We start from the raw sequence: 23,190 nt of genomic DNA, 5'->3' as shown, positions 1-23,190 counted from the left end.
CAATGGCACTGAAATTATCAGAGATCGATTTTAAAGGCTTGCCAGCAAAGCTGGTGGAAGACCTTAAAAATACATTCACAAGAAGAGTCAAGCTCGACCCTGAAGCGCCAGCGTCTGGCAGCCTTTCTCGCGGCTTGATTGCATTGTTTGTATTGAGCGCCTTGGTTGCTTCACTCACCCTTTTATTCCACGTCAGGCAAGTGCAGCGCGAACATAACTTTGCAGAAGCGGCTGCTAGTTTGCAGATTTTTGCTCATCAGGCAACGCGCGATGCAGTGCTAGCAACCTACGGCAATGAGTCCGCAGGGGCCCACCTTACTGCTGCTAGTAAAAACCTTGATGAAGCCACACAGCTAATGCACAAGCTTCAATCAGATACTTTGCTAACTGATCGTAAAGTGGCTATAGCTTTAGAAGAACTAGATGCAGAATGGAAAGTATTCAGCGGTTTAATCAAAAGTATTGAGCCAGGTCAGCCCGATGCCGCAGCAACAACAGCCAAAGTCGATGAAATTGTTGCAGCAGGCGAGAAATACGCTACTACAGCGCAAAACATGATTGCAGACTACAACGCGCAAGGTAAGGCGATTATCCTGCTTGGCATTTCAGTGATTGCCGGCGTTGCTGCACTGTCCTTGTTGGTATATCTAGGTTACCGCCAGATCATGAGTGCTAAGCGTCGTTTTGGCGAAATGGAACAAGCTAATCTGGGTAATCAAGAAGCTATTTTGCATTTGCTGGATGAAATGGGCGATCTGGCCGATGGTGACTTAACGGTAAAAGCGCAGGTGACTGAGAATATTACTGGCGCGATTGCAGACTCCATCAATTACACCATCGATAGCTTGCGAGATCTGGTTGCTGAGATTAACCGAGCAACACAGCAGGTGAATCAGGCAACTGCACAAGCGCAAGAAACTTCAGACTCACTACTTGCCGCTGCAGAAGAGCAATCTCGCCAGATTGAAGATACAGGTGAAGCGGTTACCGATATGACGCGTTCAATCTTGAACGTATCAAGCAATGCGGGTCAGGCAGCAGAGGTTGCGCAACGTTCATTGCAAGCGGCTACACAGGGTGCGCAAGCTGTGCAGAATACGATTTCGGGTATGAACGAAATTCGCTCACAGATTCAGGAAACCTCGAAGCGAATCAAGCGACTGGGTGAGAGCTCACAAGAAATTAGTGAAATCGTTGAGCTGATTTCCGACATTACCGAACAGACCAATATTCTGGCGTTGAATGCGGCGATTCAAGCGGCATCAGCTGGTGAAGCGGGGCGTGGTTTTACGGTGGTTGCGGAAGAAGTTCAACGGCTGGCTGAGCGCTCTTCTGAAGCGACCAAGCAGATTAGTGCGATTGTGAAAACCATTCAGACCGATACGAATAGCGCGGTAGCCGCGATGGAAAAGAGTACCGAGGGTGTGGTTGAAGGGGCTCGGCTCTCAGACGCTGCGGGTCAGGCGCTGAACGAAATTGAAACGGTTACCAACAACTTGGCAAGATTGATTCAGGCGATTTCGGAAGCGACTGTTGCGCAAACCGAAGTGGCTGCGACCGTGAGTCGAAACATGCAGCAGATTCAAAACATCACATCGCAAACAACCGAGGGTACCAAGCAGACTGCTGAATCCGTGGGTCAGCTCAGTAGCTTGTCTGAAGAGTTGCGCGAGTCAGTCGCTGGTTTCAAACTTTCTTAACATGTTTGTGCTAAATAGCATGTTTGCTAAAGGCAAAATGCAGGCCTCACTGTCTGCATTTTCAAGTATGACCAGTCAACTAGACAGTCAACCCGAATTGTGGAGAAAACGTGGCTGAAGATTTTGATATAGGACCGCTTTCGTGGGTTAAAGACGAGATCAATCAAGCATTAGCCAATGTGCTTGAAAATCTTGATGATGTCGCGTCCCACCCGGATGAAGTTGCTAAACTTAAATTTTCTCAAACCCATTTATACCAAGTCAGTGGTGCGCTTGATATGGTGGGTTTGGAAGGCTGTAAGCGTTTTTGCGCTGAGATTGAAAAGTTAACAGGCAAGCTTGAGAAGAATCAAGTTGCTGTAACGCCAGAAACGATTGCAGCACTAAAAAATGCAGTCAAAGAGCTAGGCGTTTATTTGCAAGGTTTGCTGGATGGTTTAGCAGATCAGCCACTTAAGTTGGCACCAGCATTGCAAGCCATGGCAGCAGTGCAGAATGAGACCATAGGCGAGATTGAGCTTTTCTTCCCAGATACATCTATACGCGCGCCAAAAGAAGCTGCTATGCAGGATGTACCAGAAGATGCATTACCAAGTTACCTAGCTGATCAACGTAAAGTGCTGCTGAAGTCGTTGTTAGGATGGCTTCGAGCCGATAGCCCTGAACAGCGAGCAGCTAATCTGGATAGTCTGCGTGGTGTACTCGAGAATGTGAAACAAGTACAAAAACAATCGTCGCAGCGCACATTCTGGTGGGTGGCAACTGCATTTCTTGATGTACTTGGTGAGTCTGAGTTTTCTGAAAATCGCTACGTAAAACGCTTGGTTCGTCGTCTTGACCAGCAGCTGCGTAGTCAGGCAGATGGCAGCAACCGTGCATCGGGCAATTTATTGCGTGATTTACTTTATTTCATTGCGGTGAGTCGTTCCGAGAGTGAGCGCATTGCGCAGGTAAGGGAGCTATTTGAGCTTGAAGGGCATATTCCCAAGCCTGAGTCATACACGGTTGATGTACTCGAAATTTCTGCTACAGAACTTGAGTCAATTGAGAGTCTGCTGAGTACATTAGAGAGCTTGAAAGATCAATGGAATAGCCTCTCAGAAACGCGTGACATCAAACTGCTGGATGCATTTTCATACCAAGTCAGCGAAGTATTCGCAGGTAGCCAGCATTTAACCCATCAGTCTATCGTCGATATGCTTGGCAGCCTCTATGAGCTTTCGGGTGAAGTGTCGCTCGATAACAGCAAACTCACAGACACTGTATTAATTGAGGTGGCCGCAGGGCTAACCGTATTAGAAGATGCGCTGCACCGCTATGCGCAGCTTTCTGAAAATGATATTCAGGACTTGGACAAACAGTCACAACTCTTGCAAGAAATTGCCAGCGGCGAAGAAAATCCCGATACCTCACAAAACTCCATGCTGGAAAATGTGGGTAAGGGTGTTAATGCTGCGGTGGTTCAGCAAATTAAGGATGCCTTGAATATTGCCGAGCAATCGCTCGACAGTTTCTTCCGCGATACGAGTAGCACAGAGGTGTTGCTGAGTGCAGACAAGGCTGTAAGAGAAGTCATTGCTGCTTTCGATATGCTGGATATGCCAGTTCCTACTGCCACAGCGCAAGCAAGTTTGAAGTTGATCGGCCACTTCAAACAAGGTGAATCAGATCAAGGTTTGTTTATCATCGTTGCTGAGAGCCTGAGTATGTTGGGCTTTTATACCGAAGAGTTGCCACGTGTTCGCCCAGAGTCTAAAGCCGCACTTGAGAGCAACCTCGATAAGCTAGAGAAGCAATTGGAGCTAATGGAGTTTGATGAGGTGCCAGTAATTGATGTTGAAACTACTGCGGGATTGGTGATAGAAGAAATTGATGCAGATGCCTTTTCTGAACCAGTATCAATAGACACGACATCAACAGAGGTAGAAGCGGCGACTGTTGTTAGCGAAGTTGCGGCTCCAGTTGAAAGCCTGGTAGTAGAGGCCGAGCAAGCCCCAGTAGCTGATCGTATTGATGATGCTGAGTTGCTAGATATTTATCTGACTGAGTCAGAAGAGGTTTTAGCTAATATTGCGCAAAACCTGCAGGCTTTGCGTATAAATGCCACTGATAAAGAAGCGCTGGTCGAAGTGCGTCGAGGCTTTCATACGCTTAAAGGCAGTGGCCGCACGGTAGGAATGAAGTCTACTGCTGAGGTTGCTTGGGCCGTGGAACAGTTATTAAATCTTTTGATGGAGCGCAAAACTGCTCCTACTGCATCGCAGATTGCCTTTATTGAAGATGCTAGTGCTGCCTTTGCAGGATGGACAGCCACCCTCAAAGAGGTGGGTGAAGTACATCTGGATTATGTGCCTTGGCAACAGCGTGCACATGCCCTTGAAAATGAAGCTGTGCGCCAAAAACCAGCTAGTGAAGAAGTGGTGATTGGTGGTACTTACAAGATCAGCCGTGGCTTGTTTAATATATTCATGCTCGAAGCCGAAGAGCATATGCAAGCGCTGAATGAGAGCGTGCCTGAAGTCAAGGCGCAGATGCTGGCTGGTGAAGTTAAAAAACCTTCTGATAGCAGCCGTCGTGCAGCGCATACGCTGGCGAGTAATGCAGGCACCACAGGTTTTAAAGCCATTGGCGTATTGTCTCGTGAATTAGAGTATTGGTTTGACGAGCATCAAGGGTACTGGACACCACAAACCTTCGCCCTCTATGAAAATGTAGTCACTGCCTTGGGCAATATGTTGCGAAAAGCAGCTTTGTTGCGACAACCTAAACAAGTACCAAGTTTGGTTGTTGCACTGCAAGAAGCCACTGCGCAAGCGGCTTCTGTACAACAAGTGGCAGAATCCGCCGATGTTCCATATGAAGCCCAAGAAGATGTGCTGGCAGAAGTCGACGTATCTGCAGAAATTGAAGTACCAGCCTTCCTAGATATGGCTGAACCTGATAGATTGGCTGTAGAACTCGGCGCTGGCGATGGTCAAGAAGCCAACGAAGAAACTGTCGCCGAGATTTCCGAGAATCAAACGGACTATGTGACACTGGAAAGTTCTGATGGCGAACTATCTACCACAGAGCCAACAGGTGTTAAATCGTCTGACGAAGCCGCAGTCATTGAAACTAATTTAAGCGTATCTGAAGATACACCAGAGCTTGCTCAGCCGATTATTGAGCCTATTAACCAGCCTCAAGTTGCTGACGCATATTCTAGCCAAGACAGTGTAGAGAACGAATTGCTGACCATGTTTGTTGAAGAAGCGCATGAGCTTTTGCCTGTGGTCGGCAATGAGTTGCGTGCATGGCGCAATGAGCCAACGGAACTTAGCCACTCAGACGAATTGCAACGTGCCTTGCATACCCTAAAGGGCAGTGCGCGTATGGTTGGCCAGGCTGAGTTGGCTGATACTGTGCATGGAATGGAAGACCGCGTGATTCGCGGGCTTAAGAGCAAAACCAAAAAGGTGGATTTTGATGGTTTATTTGGTGATCTAGACCAAATTGGTGTATTCGTCGATGCAGCTACTAGCTCTTTAACTGCTAATTCACCGTTAACAGCACATCAACCACAGACAGAAAATCGCGCCCTGCGCCCAGTTGAGCGTACTGTGCAATACCTGCGTATGCGTGCTGATGTATTGGATAGGCTGATCAACGAAGCAGGTGAAATCAGTATTGCGCGCTCACGCGTTGAGCGAGAAATGATCGCATTCAAGCATTTTTCTCTTGACCTTACTGAAAGCGTACAGCGGCTGCGTGGTCAGTTGCGCGAGATGGAGATCGAAGCTGAAAGCCAGATGCAGTCACGCATGGCTTATCTGCAAGAAACCAATGAGACATTTGATCCGCTGGAATTTGACCGTTTTACCCGATTGCAAGAACTGACCCGAATGATGGCGGAAAGTGTGAACGACGTTTCCACCATTCAGCATGGCCTGCTCGGCAATATGGATGAAGCTGAGTCTGCCTTGCAGCAACAGAATCGTATGAATCGTGAATTGCAGCATGGTCTGATGGATGTGCGTATGGTGCCATTTTCTATGGTGACAGAACGCTTGCAGCGTATCGTCAGGCAGACGGCCAAAGAGCTTGAAAAAGAGGTTGAACTGCATATTGATGGTGAATCAGTGGACGTAGACCGTAGCGTGCTGGATAAAATCGGCGCGCCACTAGAGCATTTATTGCGTAATGCCGTGGCACACGGTATGGAAACCCCTGCTGAACGCAAAAAAGCCAAAAAGCAGATCACAGGTAAAGTCAATTTAGTCGTCAGACGAGAAAATGATGAAATTATCATGACCGTTTCTGACGATGGCGCGGGTATTAACCTTGAGCGCGTTAAAAGTAAGGCAATAGAAAACGGTCTTTTCAGTGCAGAGCATGAAGTGAGCGAACAAGCACTGATGTCAGTGATTTTTGAGCCAGGCTTTTCAACTGCAACTGATGTCACACAAATCTCAGGCCGGGGCGTTGGCTTGGATTCGGTACGTAGTGACATTACTGCTCTCGGTGGCCGTATTGATGTAAACAATGCTGTTGGCCAAGGTGCTGTATTTACCATTTATCTGCCAGTCACACTTTCCGTGTCACAAGTTCTATTGGTTAGGGCTGGTACCAATGTATTTGCATTGCCTTCTGTGATGGTGGAGCAAGCGCAAAAAATCAAAGCAGATGATCTGGCAAAAGCCACAGAGCAAGGCCATATTGAATGGTCTGGGCGTGATTATCCCTTGTATTACCTCAATAAACTCATAGGCGACAATGAGCAACTGGCAGAAGAGCATCGCTATACGCCAGTATTGCTATTACGCAGCGGTACTTACCATATCGCCTTGCATGTCGATGAAATCGTCAATAATCAGGAAGTTGTGATGAAGCCGATTGGCGCGCAGCTTTCGCGTGTGCCGGGCATTATCGGTGCAACAGTGATGGGTGATGGTAAAGTGGTTTTGATTATCAACCCTGTGCAACTTGCTAACCGTGAAGTGCTGGCTGTAGGTAATATTCGTGTCAGTAATGCGCCAGTCGTTAAAGTCGAGGTTAATCCTACAATTCTGGTGGTGGATGACTCACTCACTATGCGTAAGGTACTAAGCCGTCTGCTAGAGCGTGAAAATTACAAGGTGCTGCTTGCTAAAGATGGTATGGATGCGCTGCAAGTCTTACAAGAAAACCTGCCTGACGTGATTATCACTGATATTGAAATGCCACGTATGGATGGTTTTGAGCTGGTGCGTAACATCAAGGGTGATGAACGAACTGCTAGTATCCCATTGATGATTATCAGCTCGCGCACTGCTGAGAAACACCAAAATCACGCTAAGGAGCTTGGTGTTGATGCATTCTTGGGCAAGCCTGTGCAAGACGATGAGTTGATCACACAGGTTTCAATATTGCTAGGTAATTCTGTACCAGTTTCTGCCTAGTTTTTGTTGGTTAAGAGGCTAATCTGTTTCAATTTGCGGGTTAGGCATTGAGGGCTTAAAGATGGCAACTAGACAGAATATGAAAGTTTGGGTTATTGCGGCATTAAAATCGTTAGGTGGCAAAGGGTGGCCAAAAGATGTTGCTCAATACATCTGGTTTCACTACGAAACAGAATTAAAAAAGTCTGGAAGCCTTTTATATACTTGGCAATATGACGTAAGGTGGGCTGCTCAATCTTTAAGAAATGAAGGCGTCTTAAAGCCCGTATATGGCCGTCGTGACTTGCCTTGGGAAATTGCTTAACACATCATTCAAGCAGGATGCGCAAAAGCGCATCCTTTAATCCTGACGTTTTAAAATCAATCTATACGCTTGGCGTTTCAATTAAAACGCCTGCTTTTCTACCCCAGAAAAGCGTTCAATCGGTTAAAATATATTCATGCAACAACCGACTTTTATCCACCTGCGTTGCCACAGTGAGTATTCCATTGTGGATGGTACAGTGCGCATTGACGATTACGTTAAACACGCGCAAAAAGACCAAATGCCAGCGCTGGCACTTACCGATCTTAGCAACCTGTTTGGCGCAGTAAAGTTTTATAAAGCAGCGCGTGGCAAGGGCATTAAACCATTGCTCGGTTGCGATATCTGGCTTGAAAACGAATCCAAGCGCGACCAGCCTTATCGTTTACTTTTGCTGTGTCAAACTCATGCAGGATACCTTCGCCTGTGTGAATTGCTGACACGCGCTTATCTAAATAATCAATATCGTGGGCGCGCTGAAATCAAGCGCCAATGGTTAGTTGATGAATCCACAGATGGCCTGATCGTACTTTCAGGCGCGATGTTTGGCGATATTGGTCATGCCTTGATGCAGGGTAATCAAGGCTTGGCTAAGCAACTTGCGCAAGACTGGAACGCAGCTTTTCCAGATCGTTTCTATATCGAGTTGCAACGTGCAGGCCACGCCCAACAAGAAGCCTATATATCACAAGCAATTGCGCTGGCCAGCGATGCTAACCTGCCGCTGGTTGCCACGCACCCAATCCAATTTATAGAGACTGAAGACTTCAAGGCGCACGAGGCACGTGTGTGCATCTCTGAAGGCTATGTGCTCGCTGATAACCGCCGTCCTAAAGTATTTACTCCAGCGCAATATTTCAAAACACAGACAGAAATGGCTGAGTTATTTGCGGATATTCCGGAGGCGCTGGCTAATAGTGTAGAGATCGCTAAACGCTGCAACCTTACTTTGACGCTGGGCAAAAATTATTTGCCACAATTCCCCACGCCTAATGGCGAAAGTCTGGATGATTACCTCATTGCACAGGCCAGAATTGGCCTTGAGAAGCGCTTGGAAGTGCTCTATCCAGATCAAACAGTGCGTGATGCGAGGCGGCAAGAATATGAAGATCGATTAACGTTTGAAGCCAGTATCATCATCCAGATGGGTTTCCCAGGTTATTTCCTGATCGTGGCAGATTTTATCAACTGGGCGAAGAATAACGGCGTGCCTGTTGGCCCAGGCCGTGGTTCTGGCGCTGGTTCTGTGGTGGCTTACAGCTTGGGTATTACCGACCTTGATCCACTGCGATATGCCTTGCTGTTTGAGCGTTTCCTGAATCCAGAGCGTGTCTCTATGCCCGACTTTGACATCGACTTTTGTCAGGAAGGGCGCGACCGCGTTATTGATTATGTGAAAGAGAAGTACGGTCGCGAATCAGTTTCGCAGATCGCCACCTTCGGTACCTTGGCGGCCAAAGCAGTAATTCGTGATGTTGGCCGTGTGTTGGATTTGCCCTTCAATTTTGTCGATAGCATCGCCAAGCTGATTCCAAACGAGTTGGGTATCACCCTAAGCGAAGCTATTAAGAAAGAGCCGCAGTTTAATGAGCGACGCGAGCAGGAAGAAGAAGTTAATGAGTTGCTCGAGCTTGCGCTTAGGCTTGAAGGTCTGACCCGTAATGTGGGCATGCACGCAGGTGGCGTACTGATTTCACCTGGCAAGATTTCTGACTTCTCCCCAATCTACTGCCAAGCCAATGGCGACAGCCTTGTAAGCCAATATGATAAAGATGATGTGGAAGCCGTAGGCCTAGTCAAATTCGACTTCTTAGGCCTGCGTACCCTGACCATACTAGATATGGCTCTGGAAAACACCAATGCCCAGCGCGCGCTTGAAGACCTCCCACCGCTCTCGTTTGAAACCTTGCCGATTGACGATGCGCCTACCTATAAGTTGTTAAAGCTGGCCAATACCACCGCGGTATTCCAGCTTGAATCGCGCGGCATGAAGGACATGTTGAAGCAGGCAAAGCCCGATTGCTTTGAGGATATCATTGCGTTGGTTGCACTATATCGTCCAGGCCCAATGGATTTGATCCCTGATTTTTGCCGTCGTAAACACGGCTTGCAACGTGTGGAATATCCACATCCACTAGCAGAACCGATTCTGAAAGAGACTTACGGGATCGCCGTCTATCAAGAGCAGGTGATGCAGATCGCACAAGTTGTGGCGGGTTACAGCTTGGGCGGCGCGGATTTACTACGTCGCGCTATGGGTAAGAAAAAGCCAGAAGAAATGGATGCCCAGCGCAAGATTTTTGTAGAAGGCGCTACCAAAAACGGCTTAACTGAGCGTCAGGCAAGTGAACTATTTGATACGCTAGAGAAGTTCGCTGGCTACGGATTCAACAAATCGCACGCCGCCGCTTATGCTTTAGTGGCATACCATACGGCTTACCTCAAAACACATTATCCCGCTGCATTCTTGGCAGCCACCATGTCTGCCGATATGAATAATACAGACAGCGTGAATATTTTCCATGCTGATTGTGCGGCGAATGGGGTAGAGGTGTTGGCACCTGATATCAACCAGAGCGAGTTCCGCTTTAAGCCGCTGAACCAAACGCAAGTATTGTATGGGTTGGGCGCGGTTAAAGGTACTGGCTGGGCGGCAATAGAATTAATGTTGGCAGCCCTTGAGCAAGATGGCCCATTCAAAGATCTGTTCGATTTCTGCCGTCGCCTTGATTTGCGCAAGGTGAATCGCCGTGTGATTGAATCACTGATTCGTGCGGGGGCTTTTGATAAGCTTGAGCCAAGCCGTGCTGCTTTGCTGGCAGGCGTAAATCTGGCTATTACTGCAGCAGAGCAGAGTGGGGCAGCTACTGGTCAAGATAGCCTGTTTGGCATCACCACAGACTCCGTGGCACATACCTTGCCGAAGGTGCCGCCTTGGTCAGAGCAAGAGCGTTTGCAGCAGGAAAAGATTGCTTTGGGCTTTTATCTGAGTGGCCACCCTTATCTTGGCTACAAAAAAGAACTCTCAACCTTTGTGCGTGGCGGCTTGGCTGACTTGAAACCGCAAGAGCAGCCACAGCTATTGGCAGGCGTGGTGATGGGCGTGCGTATCCGTATGACAGCTCGTGGAAAAATGGCGATTGTTACCCTTGATGACGCTACCTCACGTATTGAAATCGTAGTTGGCAATGAGTTGCTCAACCAGAACCCACAGCTGCTAAAAGACGATGTGCTGTTAATTGTGGAAGGGCGCGTCAGTAATGACGACTTTTCTGGAGGCTTGCGGGTTAATGCGCGTAAGCTGTACGACCTAGCTGCTGCACGCGGTGCGTATGCCAGCTTGCTTAAAATCTCTTGCAATGGGCAGGCGGATGCCGTGAAATTACGTGATCTATTAAGTCCATATTGCCGTAATACAGGTGGAGAAAATCGCCGAGGGTGTGCTGTGAAAGTGGAGTACCATAATTCGGATGCACGCGTCGAAATCATGCTCGGGGAGCAATGGCGCGTGGAGTTACATGATGAATTATTGGCGGGCCTTAAAGGCTGGTTAAGCGAAGAAAACGTAAAAATCCTCTATAATTAGAGCAATTGATTTAAAAGGCCGAATGCATGAAAACCAGTTTTCTCGATTTTGAACAACCGATAGCCGAGCTCGATGCAAAGATCGAAGAGCTGCGCTATGTGCAGGATGATTCTGCACTGGATATTTCTGAAGAAATTGATCGTCTACAACAAAAAAACCAGACGATGACTAAAGAAATCTACAGCAAATTAACTGCATGGCAGATTTCGCAAGTTTCCCGCCACCCACAACGGCCTTATACGCTGGATTATATTCAAGGGATATTTACTGATTTCCACGAATTGCACGGTGACCGTGCCTTTGGTGATGATCCGGCCATTGTTGGCGGTATTGCACGCTTTGATGGGCAATCTGTGATGGTGATTGGCCATCAAAAAGGTCGCGATGTAAAAGAGCGCCAGCATCGAAATTTTGGCATGCCGCGCCCTGAAGGCTATCGCAAGGCTTTGCGTTTGTACCGTTTGGCAGAGAAGTTTGGCCTGCCGATCATCACGCTGATTGATACCCCGGGTGCTTACCCAGGCATTGGTGCAGAAGAGCGTGGCCAGTCTGAAGCCATTGCCCGTAATCTATATGTGATGGCTGAGTTGAAAACACCGATTATCGGTGTGATTATCGGCGAAGGTGGTTCCGGCGGTGCGCTGGCTCTGGGTGTGGTCGATCACCTGATGATGCTGCAATATTCTACTTACTCTGTTATTTCACCAGAAGGTTGTGCTTCTATTCTGTGGAAGAGTGCAGACCAAGCATCAGTGGCCGCAGAAACTCTGGCAATTACATCCACACGCTTGAAAACTATGGGACTGATTGATCGCATTGTGGCAGAGCCATTGGGCGGTGCACACCGTGCGCCAGAAATCATTATGCAAACCTTGCGTAGAAGCATTGCCGATGAGCTTGCAAGGCTAACTGTTAAATCTACTGAAGACTTGCTTGCAGCTCGCTTCGAGCGTCTGATGAGTTATGGCCAGTTCAAAGAAGTAGCCGTCAAATAAAACAGACTGTCAAAACCAAGCAGTATGAGCATAAGTCTGGCATTCACGACCTTGCGGACTCTGCTAATCAAATAAGTTGCTTGCAATTACACATAGCTGACTTTATTCAGCCACTTGAATTAAAAGGTCAAACGCTAGTTCTTGCACTTAGCGGCGGCTTGGACTCTCGCGTTTTATTACATTTACTCGCATCCCAACAAAAAAACATTGGCTTCAAGCTACGGGCGGTTCATGTGCATCATGGTTTAAGCCCGAATGCCGAGAAGTGGGCAGAATTCTGTCGAACAATCTGCAATGAAATCGACATTCCCATTGATGTCATCTATGTCAAAGTGCCTTTGGATAGTGGCTTGGGTATCGAGGCGGCAGCCAGGAATTCGCGTTATAAAGCTTTAATTGAAAACAGCGGTCAAGATCAAATTGTTCTCGCTCATCACCAAGATGACCAAGCAGAAACATTACTTCTGCAATTACTTCGTGGGGCGGGCGCCAAAGGACTGGCAGCCATGGCAGCTATTGATCAAAAACGTCGCCTGCTAAGACCATTGCTGGATGTTCTGCGTCATCAGTTGGAGGCATATGCCACAGCACACGATCTAGCGTGGATAGAAGATGAAAGTAATGAAGACGAACATTACGATCGTAACTTCTGTCGTCATCAGATATTGCCAGTTCTAACGCAGAGATTCCCTGCTGTTAGCCAAAATCTTGCCCGTTCGGCCTCGCATCTTGCTGAGGCTTCAGCTTTGCTTGATGAGCTTGCATCCTTGGATGCGAGAACAATTGCGCATCACCAAATTGATGTAGCCGCTTTATCACAGCTTTCTGACGCGCGAGCACGTAATCTTTTGCGCTGGTGGCTCGCTCAACAAGAGCAGCCTTTGCCCAATACCAACCGCCTGCAAGAAATGCTGCACCAGCTACTCAGTGCAAAATCAGATGCTGCACTTAAAGTGGCGGTAGATGCGCAGAATGATATCTGGCTGAGGCGCTATCAAGGCATGGCCTACATACAAAAGAATGCCGAAGCATTACCGATTGCAATGATCTGGCAGGGTGAAGCTGAGTTGGTGTTGCCCGATGGTAGTCGCTTATTGTTTGAAAGAAAATCGGGGGCTGGATTAGCTGCGGAGCGTTTAGGCATCAATAAGCTCAGAGTATCTCACCGTGTGGGTGGTGAGCGCTTCAAGCCAGACTGGGCAAGGCCTACGCGCACCCTTAAACATTTATTGCAGGAAGCGCATATTCCTCCCTGGCAGCGTGAACATCTACCGCTGATTTATTGGGATGAGACTTTAGCGATTGTGCCTGGCATTGGCGTTGCATGTGAATTACAGGCGCGTGAAGATGAGCCAGGCTTGGTGGTGTCTTTACACAGTTAAGGTGACGCGGCTTTAATTAGCCGCTTTCAGTAGATGTACCTTGAGTAACGTAGGCTTAAGTACTGTCCACACATTTTCAAGCACAATTAGCTGGCCTTTCACATTGGGGTGCAGACCATCTTCAATGCTCAGTGCAGGATTACCTGCGACGCCCTCAAGCAAAAAAGGCACGAGTGCTAATTTGTATTGTTTTGCAAGTTTTTCATACGTAGCTTTGAACTCTTGCGTGTATGGCATGCCGTAATTAGGTGGAATCATCATTCCGGCCAGCATCACAGTCGCTTTGTATTTCTGGCTCGCCGTGATCATAGTGGTAAGGTTCGCTTGCATATCGACCAGCGACAAACCTTGCAAACCGTCATTCGCACCAAGCTCAATAATGACTAATTGTGGTTGATGTTGTTTTAATGTGGCTTCAATGCGGCTTACTCCGCCAGCAGTAGTTTCGCCGCTGATGCTGGCATTAACAACTTGAATGTTTGAAGCCTGTTTTTGCAGTCGTTGTTGTAACAGATTCACCCAACCTTGTTCGCGTGGAATGCCATAAGCGGCGGATAAGCTATCGCCAAAGACTAATATTGTAGGTGTAGCAGCATTAGCAGCTGAATACATAGTTAAAAGTAAGAATACTAATAGAAAGCGGAATTTCATTGATGCAAACACCTTTGGCCGTTGAAGCAATTGAGTTAAGTAAAACAGTCAGTAGTAATGGTAACGAACTATCGATTTTATCCAAACTGAATCTTGCAATTAGTCATAGCGAACGTGTTGCCATTGTTGGCAGCTCTGGCTCGGGAAAATCTACCTTGCTGAGCTTGCTGGCAGGGTTGGACAGCCCAACCTCTGGAAAAGTCCTCATCAGTCAGGAAAACATTAGCGCACAAGATGAAGATGGCCGTGCTGCGTTACGTGCCAAATATATGGGCTTTGTCTTTCAATCTTTTCAGTTATTACCCTCGCTCACCGCGCTGGAAAATGTGATGTTGCCATTGCAGTTAACAGGCAAAGCAAACGCAAGGGCTATCGCTCTGGAAGCCTTGGAAAAGGTGGGTCTGGCAGATCGGCTAACGCACTATCCAAAACAATTGTCAGGAGGTGAGCAGCAGCGGGTGGCGATAGCCCGTGCGTTTGCGCCTAAACCCGCGATTCTCTTTGCAGATGAGCCTACAGGCAATCTGGATGCTGTGACGGGTGAGCGCATTATTGATCTACTGTTCAGCTTGAATGAGGTCGCCAATACAACACTGGTATTGGTGACGCATGACATGACTCTGGCTAAGCGGTGTGAACGAATATTGCACTTAAAAAGTGGCCATTTCACAGAAGCTGATATTGAGGCAGGCGCCTGATGTTGGCTTTCACACTTGCATTAAGGCAATTACGCAGCCATTGGCAGGCAGGCGAAGTAAGAGTGTTATTGCTGGCACTAGTATTGGCGATCACTGCAACTACTTCAGTTGGTTTCTTTACCGACCGGATTCAGGGCAGCATCAATAGCCAGGGCGGCCAGCTGCTAGGCGCTGATCTGGTGATCAATGCCGACCACGCATTGCCAGAGCAATATTTGAAGGAAGCGCAAAAACGTAAACTGCAAACCACTAGCTCGCTAGAATTTCCTAGTATGGTAATTCATGCAGATGCGAGCCAACTTGCCGAGATTAAAGCGGTTGGGCAAGGTTTCCCGCTAAGAGGTGACCTTACTGTTAGCCAGCAAGCGATTGGCGGTGGCGTCAGTGCAAAATCGCAAGCTGCTTCAATTCCTGCGCCCGGTTCAGTCTGGATAGCGCCTCGCCTAGCGCAAATCTTGGACTTGAAAATTGGCGATATGGTTGAGCTAGGGAAACTTAAATTGCAAGTTAGTGCATTCCTGCAAAACGAACCTTCGCGTGGCGGTAATATGTTCAATATTGCACCGCGCTTGCTCATGAATCAGGCTGATGTGGCATCCACTGGGCTAATCCAGTTTGGTAGTCGCGCACGTTATCAATTACTGCTCGCTGCAGATAGAACAGAGATTGTAGATTACGCTGCTTGGGCCAAGCCACAGCTACTACCAAGTGAACGCATTGAAGACTTGCGTTCGGCACGCCCCGAAATTAGAAGTGCACGCGATAAAGCCGAGCAGTTCTTGGGCTTGGCCGCAATGGTTGGCGTCATGCTAGCTATGGTTGCCATGTTTCTCGCCAGCCTGCCTTGCATACAAAGCAGCCTCGATACTTATGCATTGATGCGGTGTTTTGGCGCGACCAAGAAACTCATCATGCAGATATTGCTTTGGCAGACTATGTTGCTAGCGCTCACTGGCAGCCTGGTTGGGTGTTTGTTGGGCTATGCTGCACAAGCAGGTTTGGCATCATTTGCTGGTCGCTTATTCGTGGAGACATTACCGCCGCCCAGCTTAATGCCTGTATTGGCTGGCATGGTTACAGGCTTTGCGGCCATGCTGGCTGTTGTCTGGCCGCATTTACGCCGTTTACAGCATGTGCCAGCGCTGCGCATCTTGCGCCGCGACCTTGGTGATTTTGATGTGGCGAACTGGCTGAGTTTTATACCCGCGCTATTAGTGCTGGCAGGCTTGATATTCTGGAATGCTGGCGACTTTAAATTAGGCGCGGCTACCTTACTTGGCTTGTTGGGTTTAGTGTTTGTGACAGGGTTATTAGCATGGCTGGCCAGTAAGGGTTTACAACGCTTGCCCGAAGCGAATAGCAGCGCGTGGAAGCTCGGCCTTGCTGCCATGAAGCGACGCCCTGGGATGACGATTGCGCAAGTGCTGGGCTTTAGTCTAGGCCTCATGGCGTTGATACTCTTGGCATTGGTGCGGGGTGACTTGCTGCATAGTTGGCAGGCATCTTTACCTGCAGATGCGCCTAATCGTTTTATGATCAACATCCAGCCTGCGCAAATCAGCGATATAAAGCAGTTTCTAAGTGATTCAGGTGTTGATGGCGTAGAAATGTCGCCCATGGTACGTGCGCGTTTGCTGGCGATTAACCATCAGCCTCTAGATACCAGCCAATATAAAGATGAGGCTAAACGTTTAGCTGAACGCGAATTCAACCTTTCCTGGGCTGAAAATATGCAACAGGATAATAAAATCGTGGCAGGTCAGTGGTGGGCAAAAACCGACGCAGGCAAACCTATGCTTTCACTGGAGAAAGGCATCGCTGAATCCCTTAAATTAAAGCTGGGCGATGTGCTCACCTACAATATAGGCGGCAGAGATCTGGATTTAACCGTCAGCAGCTTGCGCAAAGTAGAGTGGGATACCATGCGCACCAATTTCTTTGCGGTCACGCCGCCAGGCTTGCTGGAGGATTTTTCGGCAAGTTACATTACCAGTTTGCACCTTGAAAAAGGACAAGAAGAAATACTCAATAGGCTGGTAAAGCGCTTTCCCAATATCACTGTTATTGATATCGCAGCTTTGCTTGACCAGGTGCAGCAAATCATCACCAAAATGACCCATGCGATTGAGTATGTGTTTGCTTTTAGCTTACTGGCGGGCATTGCTGTGCTGTATGCCGCACTCATTGCTACGCGGGCAGAGCGTATTCGTGAAGCTACTTTACTCCGCGTACTCGGTGCATCGCGCAAGCAGGTTACAGCGGCAGTGCTGGCAGAATTCCTGAGTATTGGCCTCATATCGGCCATGGTAGCTACACTCACGGCAAGTGGCCTTGCTTGGTACATCAGTACCCAAACATTAGGCATTCCCTATACGTTTAACTGGCACACATCCCTATTGGCCCTAATTGGCTCAATCCTGCTCGTTCCCTTAGCTGCATGGCTTGCAGTGCGTGGTTTTCTTAATCAGCCACCAAGAAATCTACTGGATAGCATTTAATTGGTTGCTGTGGTTTAAATTGGTTGTATATAGCCAATAATCTGGTTGTAAACAACCATAACAACCAGATACACTTCTCCTCTAAATTGTTCCGTGTCTGTTAATTACTGATTATTATGGATATTTATATTGGTGCTAATTTAGGCATGGAACTTGATATGTATTACCTAGATAAGTAGCACATATTTAATGTAGATTTATATCTGGGGGAGCATTACATGCATTACAAATTTCCATTTCATAAGAAATTGGTTGGATCACTTATAGCTACGTCAATTAGCATTATCTCATTTGCGGTCTTCGCAGATGATATCAATGTTGAGAAAATAGAGGTTATTAGCAGTACACCATTACCATCAGTTGGTATTCCTGTTAATCAAATCCCTTCAAATGTTCAAACTGTCAAAGCTGATGATATTAAGAGCTCACAGGCGCTGGATGTTACTGATTATTTAAATAAGCATATGGGAAGTGTTTATATAAACGAGATACAGAATAATCCATTGCAACCTGATGTGAATTACCGAGGATTTACTGCATCACCCTTACTAGGCACTCCCCAAGGACTTTCCATATATATGGATGGTGTACGTATGAATCAGCCGTTTGGAGATGTTGTGAGTTGGGATTTGATTCCTAAAAATGCGATAGCTGGTATGCAAATCATGCCTGGTTCTAATCCATTGTTTGGTCTAAACACATTGGGCGGTGCACTCTCAATTCAGACAAAAAATGGCCGTGACTATCCAGGTGGCGCAGTTCAAACTACTTTTGGCTCCTATGGCAGAAAAACTTCAGAATTCGAATATGGTGGCTCAAAAGACAGTCTTGATTGGTTCGTGTCAGGAACCTATTTTGATGAAAATGGATGGCGTGACCAATCGCAATCCGAAGCTTCACAGTTATTCGGAAAAGTAGGCTGGCAAGGTGAAAAGACAGATTTGAAGTTGACATACTCTTATGCCAATACGAATCTCAATGGCAATGGTTTACAGCCCGAGAGTTTTCTGAAGCGTGACTACAGTAGTGTATTTACATATCCAGACAACACCAAGAATGAATCTAACTTTGTGAATTTGCAGTTAGCCCATTATTTCACTGACAGCGTTTCTTTCTCTGGTAATACTTATTATAGAAAAATCAAAACCGCCACATATAACGGTGATATTAATGATGACTCCTTGCCTGATGATATTGGTGGTTTAGGGGAGGCAATTCGTCGATCTGCAGCGGGTAATTTACGATGTGCTACTACTGGCGCAGGTGCTGCATTGATTCCAGGCGGTGAGCCAGGTGAGAAGTGCGCTGGCTTAATTAATCGTGGCAGTATTGACCAAGAAAACATGGGGATTTTTGGTCAGGTAGAGGTTGCTGATAAATTATTTAGTTTCGATAATAAATACATAGTCGGATCTGGATTTGATTACAGTAAGAGTAGTTATAGCCAATCTGCTGAATTTGCTAATTTGACAGCAGACAGAGGTTTGGTAGGTACTGGCTACTACGCAGATCCGACAAATGGTATGGGATTTGAAATTGATGGCGACCCAGATGATCGACGTGTAAATCTGAGTGGTAAGACATACACATGGAGCTTATATGCAACTGATACTTTGTCTCTTACAGATAGGCTTCATTTAACTGGATCTGCAAGGTATAACTATGTACGAGTGCAGAATAAGGATGGTTTAATTCCTGATGCATCTAATCCAGATTCTTTGACTGGGGATCATACGTTTAACCGTATTAATCCAGCTATTGGTTTAGCCTTTGATATTAATAAAAATTTGAACTCTTATTTTGGATATAACGAGGGAAGTCGTGCTCCAACATCAATCGAATTAGGCTGTGCAAATCCTGACAATGCTTGTAAATTACCTAACTCAATGGCGGGTGATCCTTCACTTAAACAGGTTGTTACCAAAACATGGGAAGCTGGTTTGAGAGGGAGGCTTGATCGTACGTTCTCATGGAATGCTGGTGTATTTAATGCGACCAATGAAAATGATATTCTGTTCGTCAGCAGTGCTAGTACTCCTGGACTTGGCTATTTCAAGAATTTTGGGGAGACAAGGCGTCGGGGTTTTGAAAGTGGGTTAAAAGCACAATTCGATGACTTATCAATCGGCGCAAACTATACCTTCTTGGATGCCACTTACCAACAGAATGACACGTTCACGAGTGAAGCTAATAGCTCTGCGGATGCAAACGGACAAATCAACGTCAGCAAAGGTGATCGAATCCCTCTAGTGCCACGTAATATCTTTAAGCTCTACTCAGATTATAGAGTGACTCCAAGGTTTTCTGTTGGTGCTGACTTGCTGGCTATCTCAGGCTCTTATGTACGTGGCAACGAGAACAATCAGCATGAGTCTGGTAGCGTTTATCTGGGTGATGGCAAAGTGGGCGGATATGCAATAGTGAATCTGACAGCAGCGTTCAATATCAACAACTCCTGGAAAGTGTTTGGTCGTATTGATAATCTTCTTGATAAAGAATACGCAACTGCAGGCCAGTTGGGCGCTAGTCCATTTAGTCCTTCAACGGGTAGTTATATGCTAGTTCCAAATGGAGCTAATCTTAATTCGACAACTGTTGGCGAGACATTCTTGGCCCCAGGTGCCCCTAGAACAGGTTGGATTGGTGTTCGTTGGGAGTTCGGCGGAGCAAAAACAGCACTAAAAACCGATAACGATTAAGCTGCAAACGAAGTACTGAATAATAAATAGGTAATGCAATTGCATGCGAATACTATGACGAAGCCACCTGCTGCAGTGAATACAAGGTTTAACACAACGCTGCTACGAGTGTTGCTGGTGGAAGATGAAGTTCTGTTTGCACGCGCCGTAGCCAAGCGGCTCCAAAAAGCTGGCTATGAGTGCGAGCATGCCGAAACCATTGCTGATGGTCGCGCTATCGCCAAGCAGTTTCAGCCTGATATGGCACTGCTTGATATGCGTCTACCTGATGGCAATGGCCTGGATTTGCTCGCGGAATTTATATCACAAGGTATTTCTGTGATTGTGATGACCGCTTATGGTGAGTTGAATGATGCAGTAAACGCCATGAAACTGGGCGCGATCGATTACCTCAAGAAGCCTATCGATCTCGAAGAGTTACTGCTGATTGTTGAAAAAGCTGAAGGTGCAACCAAGCTCAAGACACATCTGGATTATTCACGCCAACGCAATGCGCATGAAGCTGAAGGCGTAGAGATGCTGGGCGAAAGCCCAGCGATTGCCAGCGTGAAAATGCAGGTGAAACGTATTGCCCAACTCGTTGCGATTGGTGATGCCGTACCACCAACCGTATTGATCAATGGTGAAACGGGCACAGGTAAAGATGTGGTGGCCAGACTTTTACACCAAATGTGTGAGCAGAATGACCGCCCATTTGTGCATGTGGATTGCGCATCCTTACCTTCAGAATTGATTGAAAGTGAATTATTTGGCCATGAGAAAGGCGCTTTTACCAGTGCTCAAGGCCAACGTGTAGGTTTAATTGAGGCAGCGGAAGACGGCACACTGTTTTTAGATGAAGTAGGGGAGTTGCCACTCGCGCTCCAAGCCAAGCTATTAAATGTATTAGAGCGCCGTATGGTGCGCCGTGTAGGCTCAACTAAAGAAAGGCCAGTGCTAGCAAGGTTTGTCGCGGCCACTAACCGTGATTTACATGCCATGGTACTTGAGGGACGCTTTCGCAGTGACCTGTATTATCGCTTGAATGTGTTGAATATCATGATGCCGCCACTGCGTGAACGCGGTGACGATGTTGTGCTGTTAAGCCGCCATTTTGCTACGCAGACAGAACGCCGTTATGGCTTACCAAAGCGCTACTTTTCACATGAGGCCATGCAGTTGCTACGCCGCTACAACTGGCCTGGCAATGTCCGTGAGTTACGTCACCAGATTAGCCGTGCGGTATTGCTAAGTAGTGGCGTGGAAGTCACCGCAGATGATTTGGCATTGGCGATTCAACCCACTCAATTTCACACCAATGTTGAGCCGCTGGATATTCGTCCTGCTCCACAAGCGCCTTCGCTGGTCACGCTTGATTCAGCAGAAAAGATGTTGATAGAAAACTCACTCAAGCAATCTGGCAATAATGTTTCTGAAGCGGCTCGCCTACTCGGAATAACCCGTATGGCGATGCGTTATCGTATGGAAAAGCACGGCATTAAATCCTGATTTAGACGCTTGCAACGAACGCCAATGCCTAAAGGCCATGGCTGGCATGATAAAATTCTGAAAGATTTGCACTTGAGCTTCACCAAGAGGCAAATATCAGAATTCATTCGGAGCTGGTCATGAGAATTGGTACCCCTTTAAGCCCTAATGCCACGCGTGTAATGTTGCTCGGCAGTGGTGAATTAGGTAAAGAAGTCATCATTGCATTGCAGCGTTTGGGCGTAGAAGTAATTGCCGTAGATCGTTACGCCAATGCGCCTGGCCACCAAGTCGCACATCGCGCTTATGTGATTGACATGACCGATGGCAATGCACTGAAAAAACTCGTCGAGCAAGAGCGTCCGCATCTGATTGTCCCTGAAATCGAAGCACTCAATACCTCAACCTTGGCTGAGATTGAGCAGCAAGGTCTTGCTACAGTGATTCCCACAGTCAAAGCCGTACAACTCACCATGAACCGTGAAGGCATTCGCAGGTTGGCCGCAGAAGAGCTCAAGCTACCAACTTCACCTTATGCTTTTGCCAATAGTTTAGAGGCTTTGCAGCAGGCGATTGATGGTGGCATCGGTTACCCCTGTTTTATCAAACCTACCATGTCATCGTCAGGCAAAGGCCAATCACGCTTAACTGATGCCTCACAAGTCGCTGCAGCGTGGGAATATGCTGCAAGTGCTGGGCGTGTGAATCAGGGCGTGGTGATTGTGGAAGGCCAGATTAATTTTGATTATGAAATTACCTTGCTGACGGTGCGCGCTAAGGGCGCTAAGGGCGAAATAGAAACCCATTTCTGCGAGCCTATCGGCCATGTACAGGAAAAAGGAGATTACATCGAAAGTTGGCAACCGCAAGCAATGTCAGCAAAGGCCAAACTAGAGTCACAACGCATTGCTAAAGCTGTCACAGATAGCTTAGGCGGACTTGGTCTATTTGGTGTTGAGTTATTTGTGAGTGGTGACCAAGTTTGGTTTTCGGAAGTCAGCCCGCGCCCGCATGATACTGGCATGGTTACCATGGCCAGCCAGCGCTTCAATGAGTTTGAGTTGCATGCACGCGCTATTCTCGGCTTGCCTGTTGATGTTTCACTTAAGTCTGCGGGTGCAAGCGCAGTGATTTATGGTGGTGTGGATAGCACTAATCTGGCTTATGAAGGGCTGGAAGCTGCGCTATCAGTACCAGAAGCTGATATTCGACTATTCGGTAAACCTGAATCATTTGTGCGGCGTCGTATGGGTGTGGCTTTAGCCATTGCCGATGATGTAGGTGAAGCCCGTGTACGCGCTAAAAAAGCAGCCAGCCTGGTCAAGACCGTTGATTTATCTAAATAACGAATTAGCAAAATGATCAATAAAATCGGTGAGATTGGCAGTAGCACCAATACGTTCTTTGAGCTTTTAGGCGGTGTTGAGCAGATACGGACATTAGTCGAACATTTTTATGATGTGATGGATACCGACCCTAAAGCAGCGGGGATTCGGGCGTTCCATCCAGCCGACCTCACATCGTCACGCGAAAAATTGTTTATGTTCCTGACGGGCTGGACTGGCGGCCCGCAACTCTATATCGAGCGCTACGGCCATCCTAAGCTTAGGGCAAGGCATTTGCCATTTACGATAGGTGAGTCAGAAAGAGATCAATGGATGTATTGCATGGTGCGTGCTATGCACTTGATTCAGCTGGAAGAGCCTGTGATGGTGAAGCTGGCAGAAGCGTTGTGGGGCGTGGCTGACTTTATGCGTAACAAACAGGCTGAAGGATAAACCTCCAGCAGTCAT

At 47.3% G+C, this 23,190-nt stretch carries 13 protein-coding genes; 12 read left to right on the top strand and 1 reads right to left on the bottom strand.

Annotation, left to right across the window (positions count from 1 at the left end; translation table 11 throughout):
- Window positions 1-2: 2 nt before the first annotated feature.
- The 6 genes from ZMTM_RS08210 to tilS all read left to right on the top strand — a co-directional run bounded on the left by ZMTM_RS08210 (window position 3) and on the right by tilS (window position 13,384).
- Window positions 3-1,700: a methyl-accepting chemotaxis protein gene (locus ZMTM_RS08210; RefSeq protein WP_221763421.1), complete on the top strand. Its 1,698-nt coding sequence runs from the start codon at window positions 3-5 to the stop codon at window positions 1,698-1,700.
- Window positions 1,701-1,810: 110 nt separating this feature from the next.
- Window positions 1,811-7,117, top strand: coding sequence for an Hpt domain-containing protein (locus ZMTM_RS08205; RefSeq protein WP_221763420.1), 5,307 nt, complete (start codon window positions 1,811-1,813; stop codon window positions 7,115-7,117).
- Between the two features lie 61 nt (window positions 7,118-7,178).
- The gene (locus tag ZMTM_RS08200; RefSeq protein ID WP_221763419.1) at window positions 7,179-7,421 is read left to right on the top strand and encodes a hypothetical protein; all 243 of its coding nucleotides are present in this window, start codon (window positions 7,179-7,181) and stop codon (window positions 7,419-7,421) included.
- Between the two features lie 136 nt (window positions 7,422-7,557).
- On the top strand, window positions 7,558-11,007 hold the full coding sequence (gene dnaE, locus ZMTM_RS08195; RefSeq protein ID WP_221763418.1) for a DNA polymerase III subunit alpha: 3,450 nt from the start codon (window positions 7,558-7,560) through the stop codon (window positions 11,005-11,007).
- 26 nt (window positions 11,008-11,033) lie between these two features.
- The gene (locus tag ZMTM_RS08190; RefSeq protein ID WP_221763417.1) at window positions 11,034-12,002 is read left to right on the top strand and encodes an acetyl-CoA carboxylase carboxyltransferase subunit alpha; all 969 of its coding nucleotides are present in this window, start codon (window positions 11,034-11,036) and stop codon (window positions 12,000-12,002) included.
- 80 nt (window positions 12,003-12,082) lie between these two features.
- Window positions 12,083-13,384 carry a tRNA lysidine(34) synthetase TilS gene (gene tilS / locus ZMTM_RS08185; RefSeq protein WP_221763416.1) on the top strand — a complete coding sequence of 434 codons (1,302 nt, stop codon included), beginning with the start codon at window positions 12,083-12,085 and terminating at the stop codon, window positions 13,382-13,384.
- A 12-nt stretch (window positions 13,385-13,396) separates the two neighbouring features.
- Here tilS and ZMTM_RS08180 read toward each other — a convergent pair whose 3' ends face one another.
- A complete protein-coding gene (locus tag ZMTM_RS08180) occupies window positions 13,397-14,035 on the bottom strand; it encodes an arylesterase (RefSeq protein ID WP_221763415.1) in 639 nt (212 codons plus the stop codon).
- A 2-nt stretch (window positions 14,036-14,037) separates the two neighbouring features.
- Here ZMTM_RS08180 and ZMTM_RS08175 point away from each other — a divergent pair, with 2 nt between their 5' ends.
- The 6 genes from ZMTM_RS08175 to ZMTM_RS08150 all read left to right on the top strand — a co-directional run bounded on the left by ZMTM_RS08175 (window position 14,038) and on the right by ZMTM_RS08150 (window position 23,175).
- Complete coding sequence (locus ZMTM_RS08175; RefSeq protein WP_221763414.1) at window positions 14,038-14,733, top strand: ABC transporter ATP-binding protein; 696 nt, start codon at window positions 14,038-14,040, stop codon at window positions 14,731-14,733.
- On the top strand, window positions 14,733-17,231 hold the full coding sequence (locus ZMTM_RS08170; RefSeq protein ID WP_221763413.1) for an ABC transporter permease: 2,499 nt from the start codon (window positions 14,733-14,735) through the stop codon (window positions 17,229-17,231). Before ZMTM_RS08175 ends, ZMTM_RS08170 begins: the two co-directional genes overlap by 1 nt.
- Window positions 17,232-17,449: 218 nt before the next feature.
- Window positions 17,450-19,930, top strand: a complete 2,481-nt coding sequence (locus tag ZMTM_RS08165; RefSeq protein WP_221763412.1) for a TonB-dependent receptor — start codon at window positions 17,450-17,452, stop codon at window positions 19,928-19,930.
- 54 nt (window positions 19,931-19,984) lie between these two features.
- A complete protein-coding gene (locus tag ZMTM_RS08160) occupies window positions 19,985-21,418 on the top strand; it encodes a sigma-54-dependent transcriptional regulator (protein WP_221763411.1) in 1,434 nt (477 codons plus the stop codon).
- Window positions 21,419-21,537: 119 nt separating this feature from the next.
- Window positions 21,538-22,743: a formate-dependent phosphoribosylglycinamide formyltransferase gene (purT, locus tag ZMTM_RS08155; RefSeq protein ID WP_221763410.1), complete on the top strand. Its 1,206-nt coding sequence runs from the start codon at window positions 21,538-21,540 to the stop codon at window positions 22,741-22,743.
- A 12-nt stretch (window positions 22,744-22,755) separates the two neighbouring features.
- The gene (locus tag ZMTM_RS08150; protein WP_221763409.1) at window positions 22,756-23,175 is read left to right on the top strand and encodes a group II truncated hemoglobin; all 420 of its coding nucleotides are present in this window, start codon (window positions 22,756-22,758) and stop codon (window positions 23,173-23,175) included.
- Window positions 23,176-23,190: the final 15 nt, after the last annotated feature.

The sequence above is a fragment of the Methyloradius palustris genome (assembly GCF_019703875.1).
Lineage (GTDB): Bacteria > Pseudomonadota > Gammaproteobacteria > Burkholderiales > Methylophilaceae > Methyloradius > Methyloradius palustris.
The sequence above is the reverse complement of the archived record's forward strand: the minus strand, read 5'-3'. Positions and strand labels throughout refer to the sequence as shown.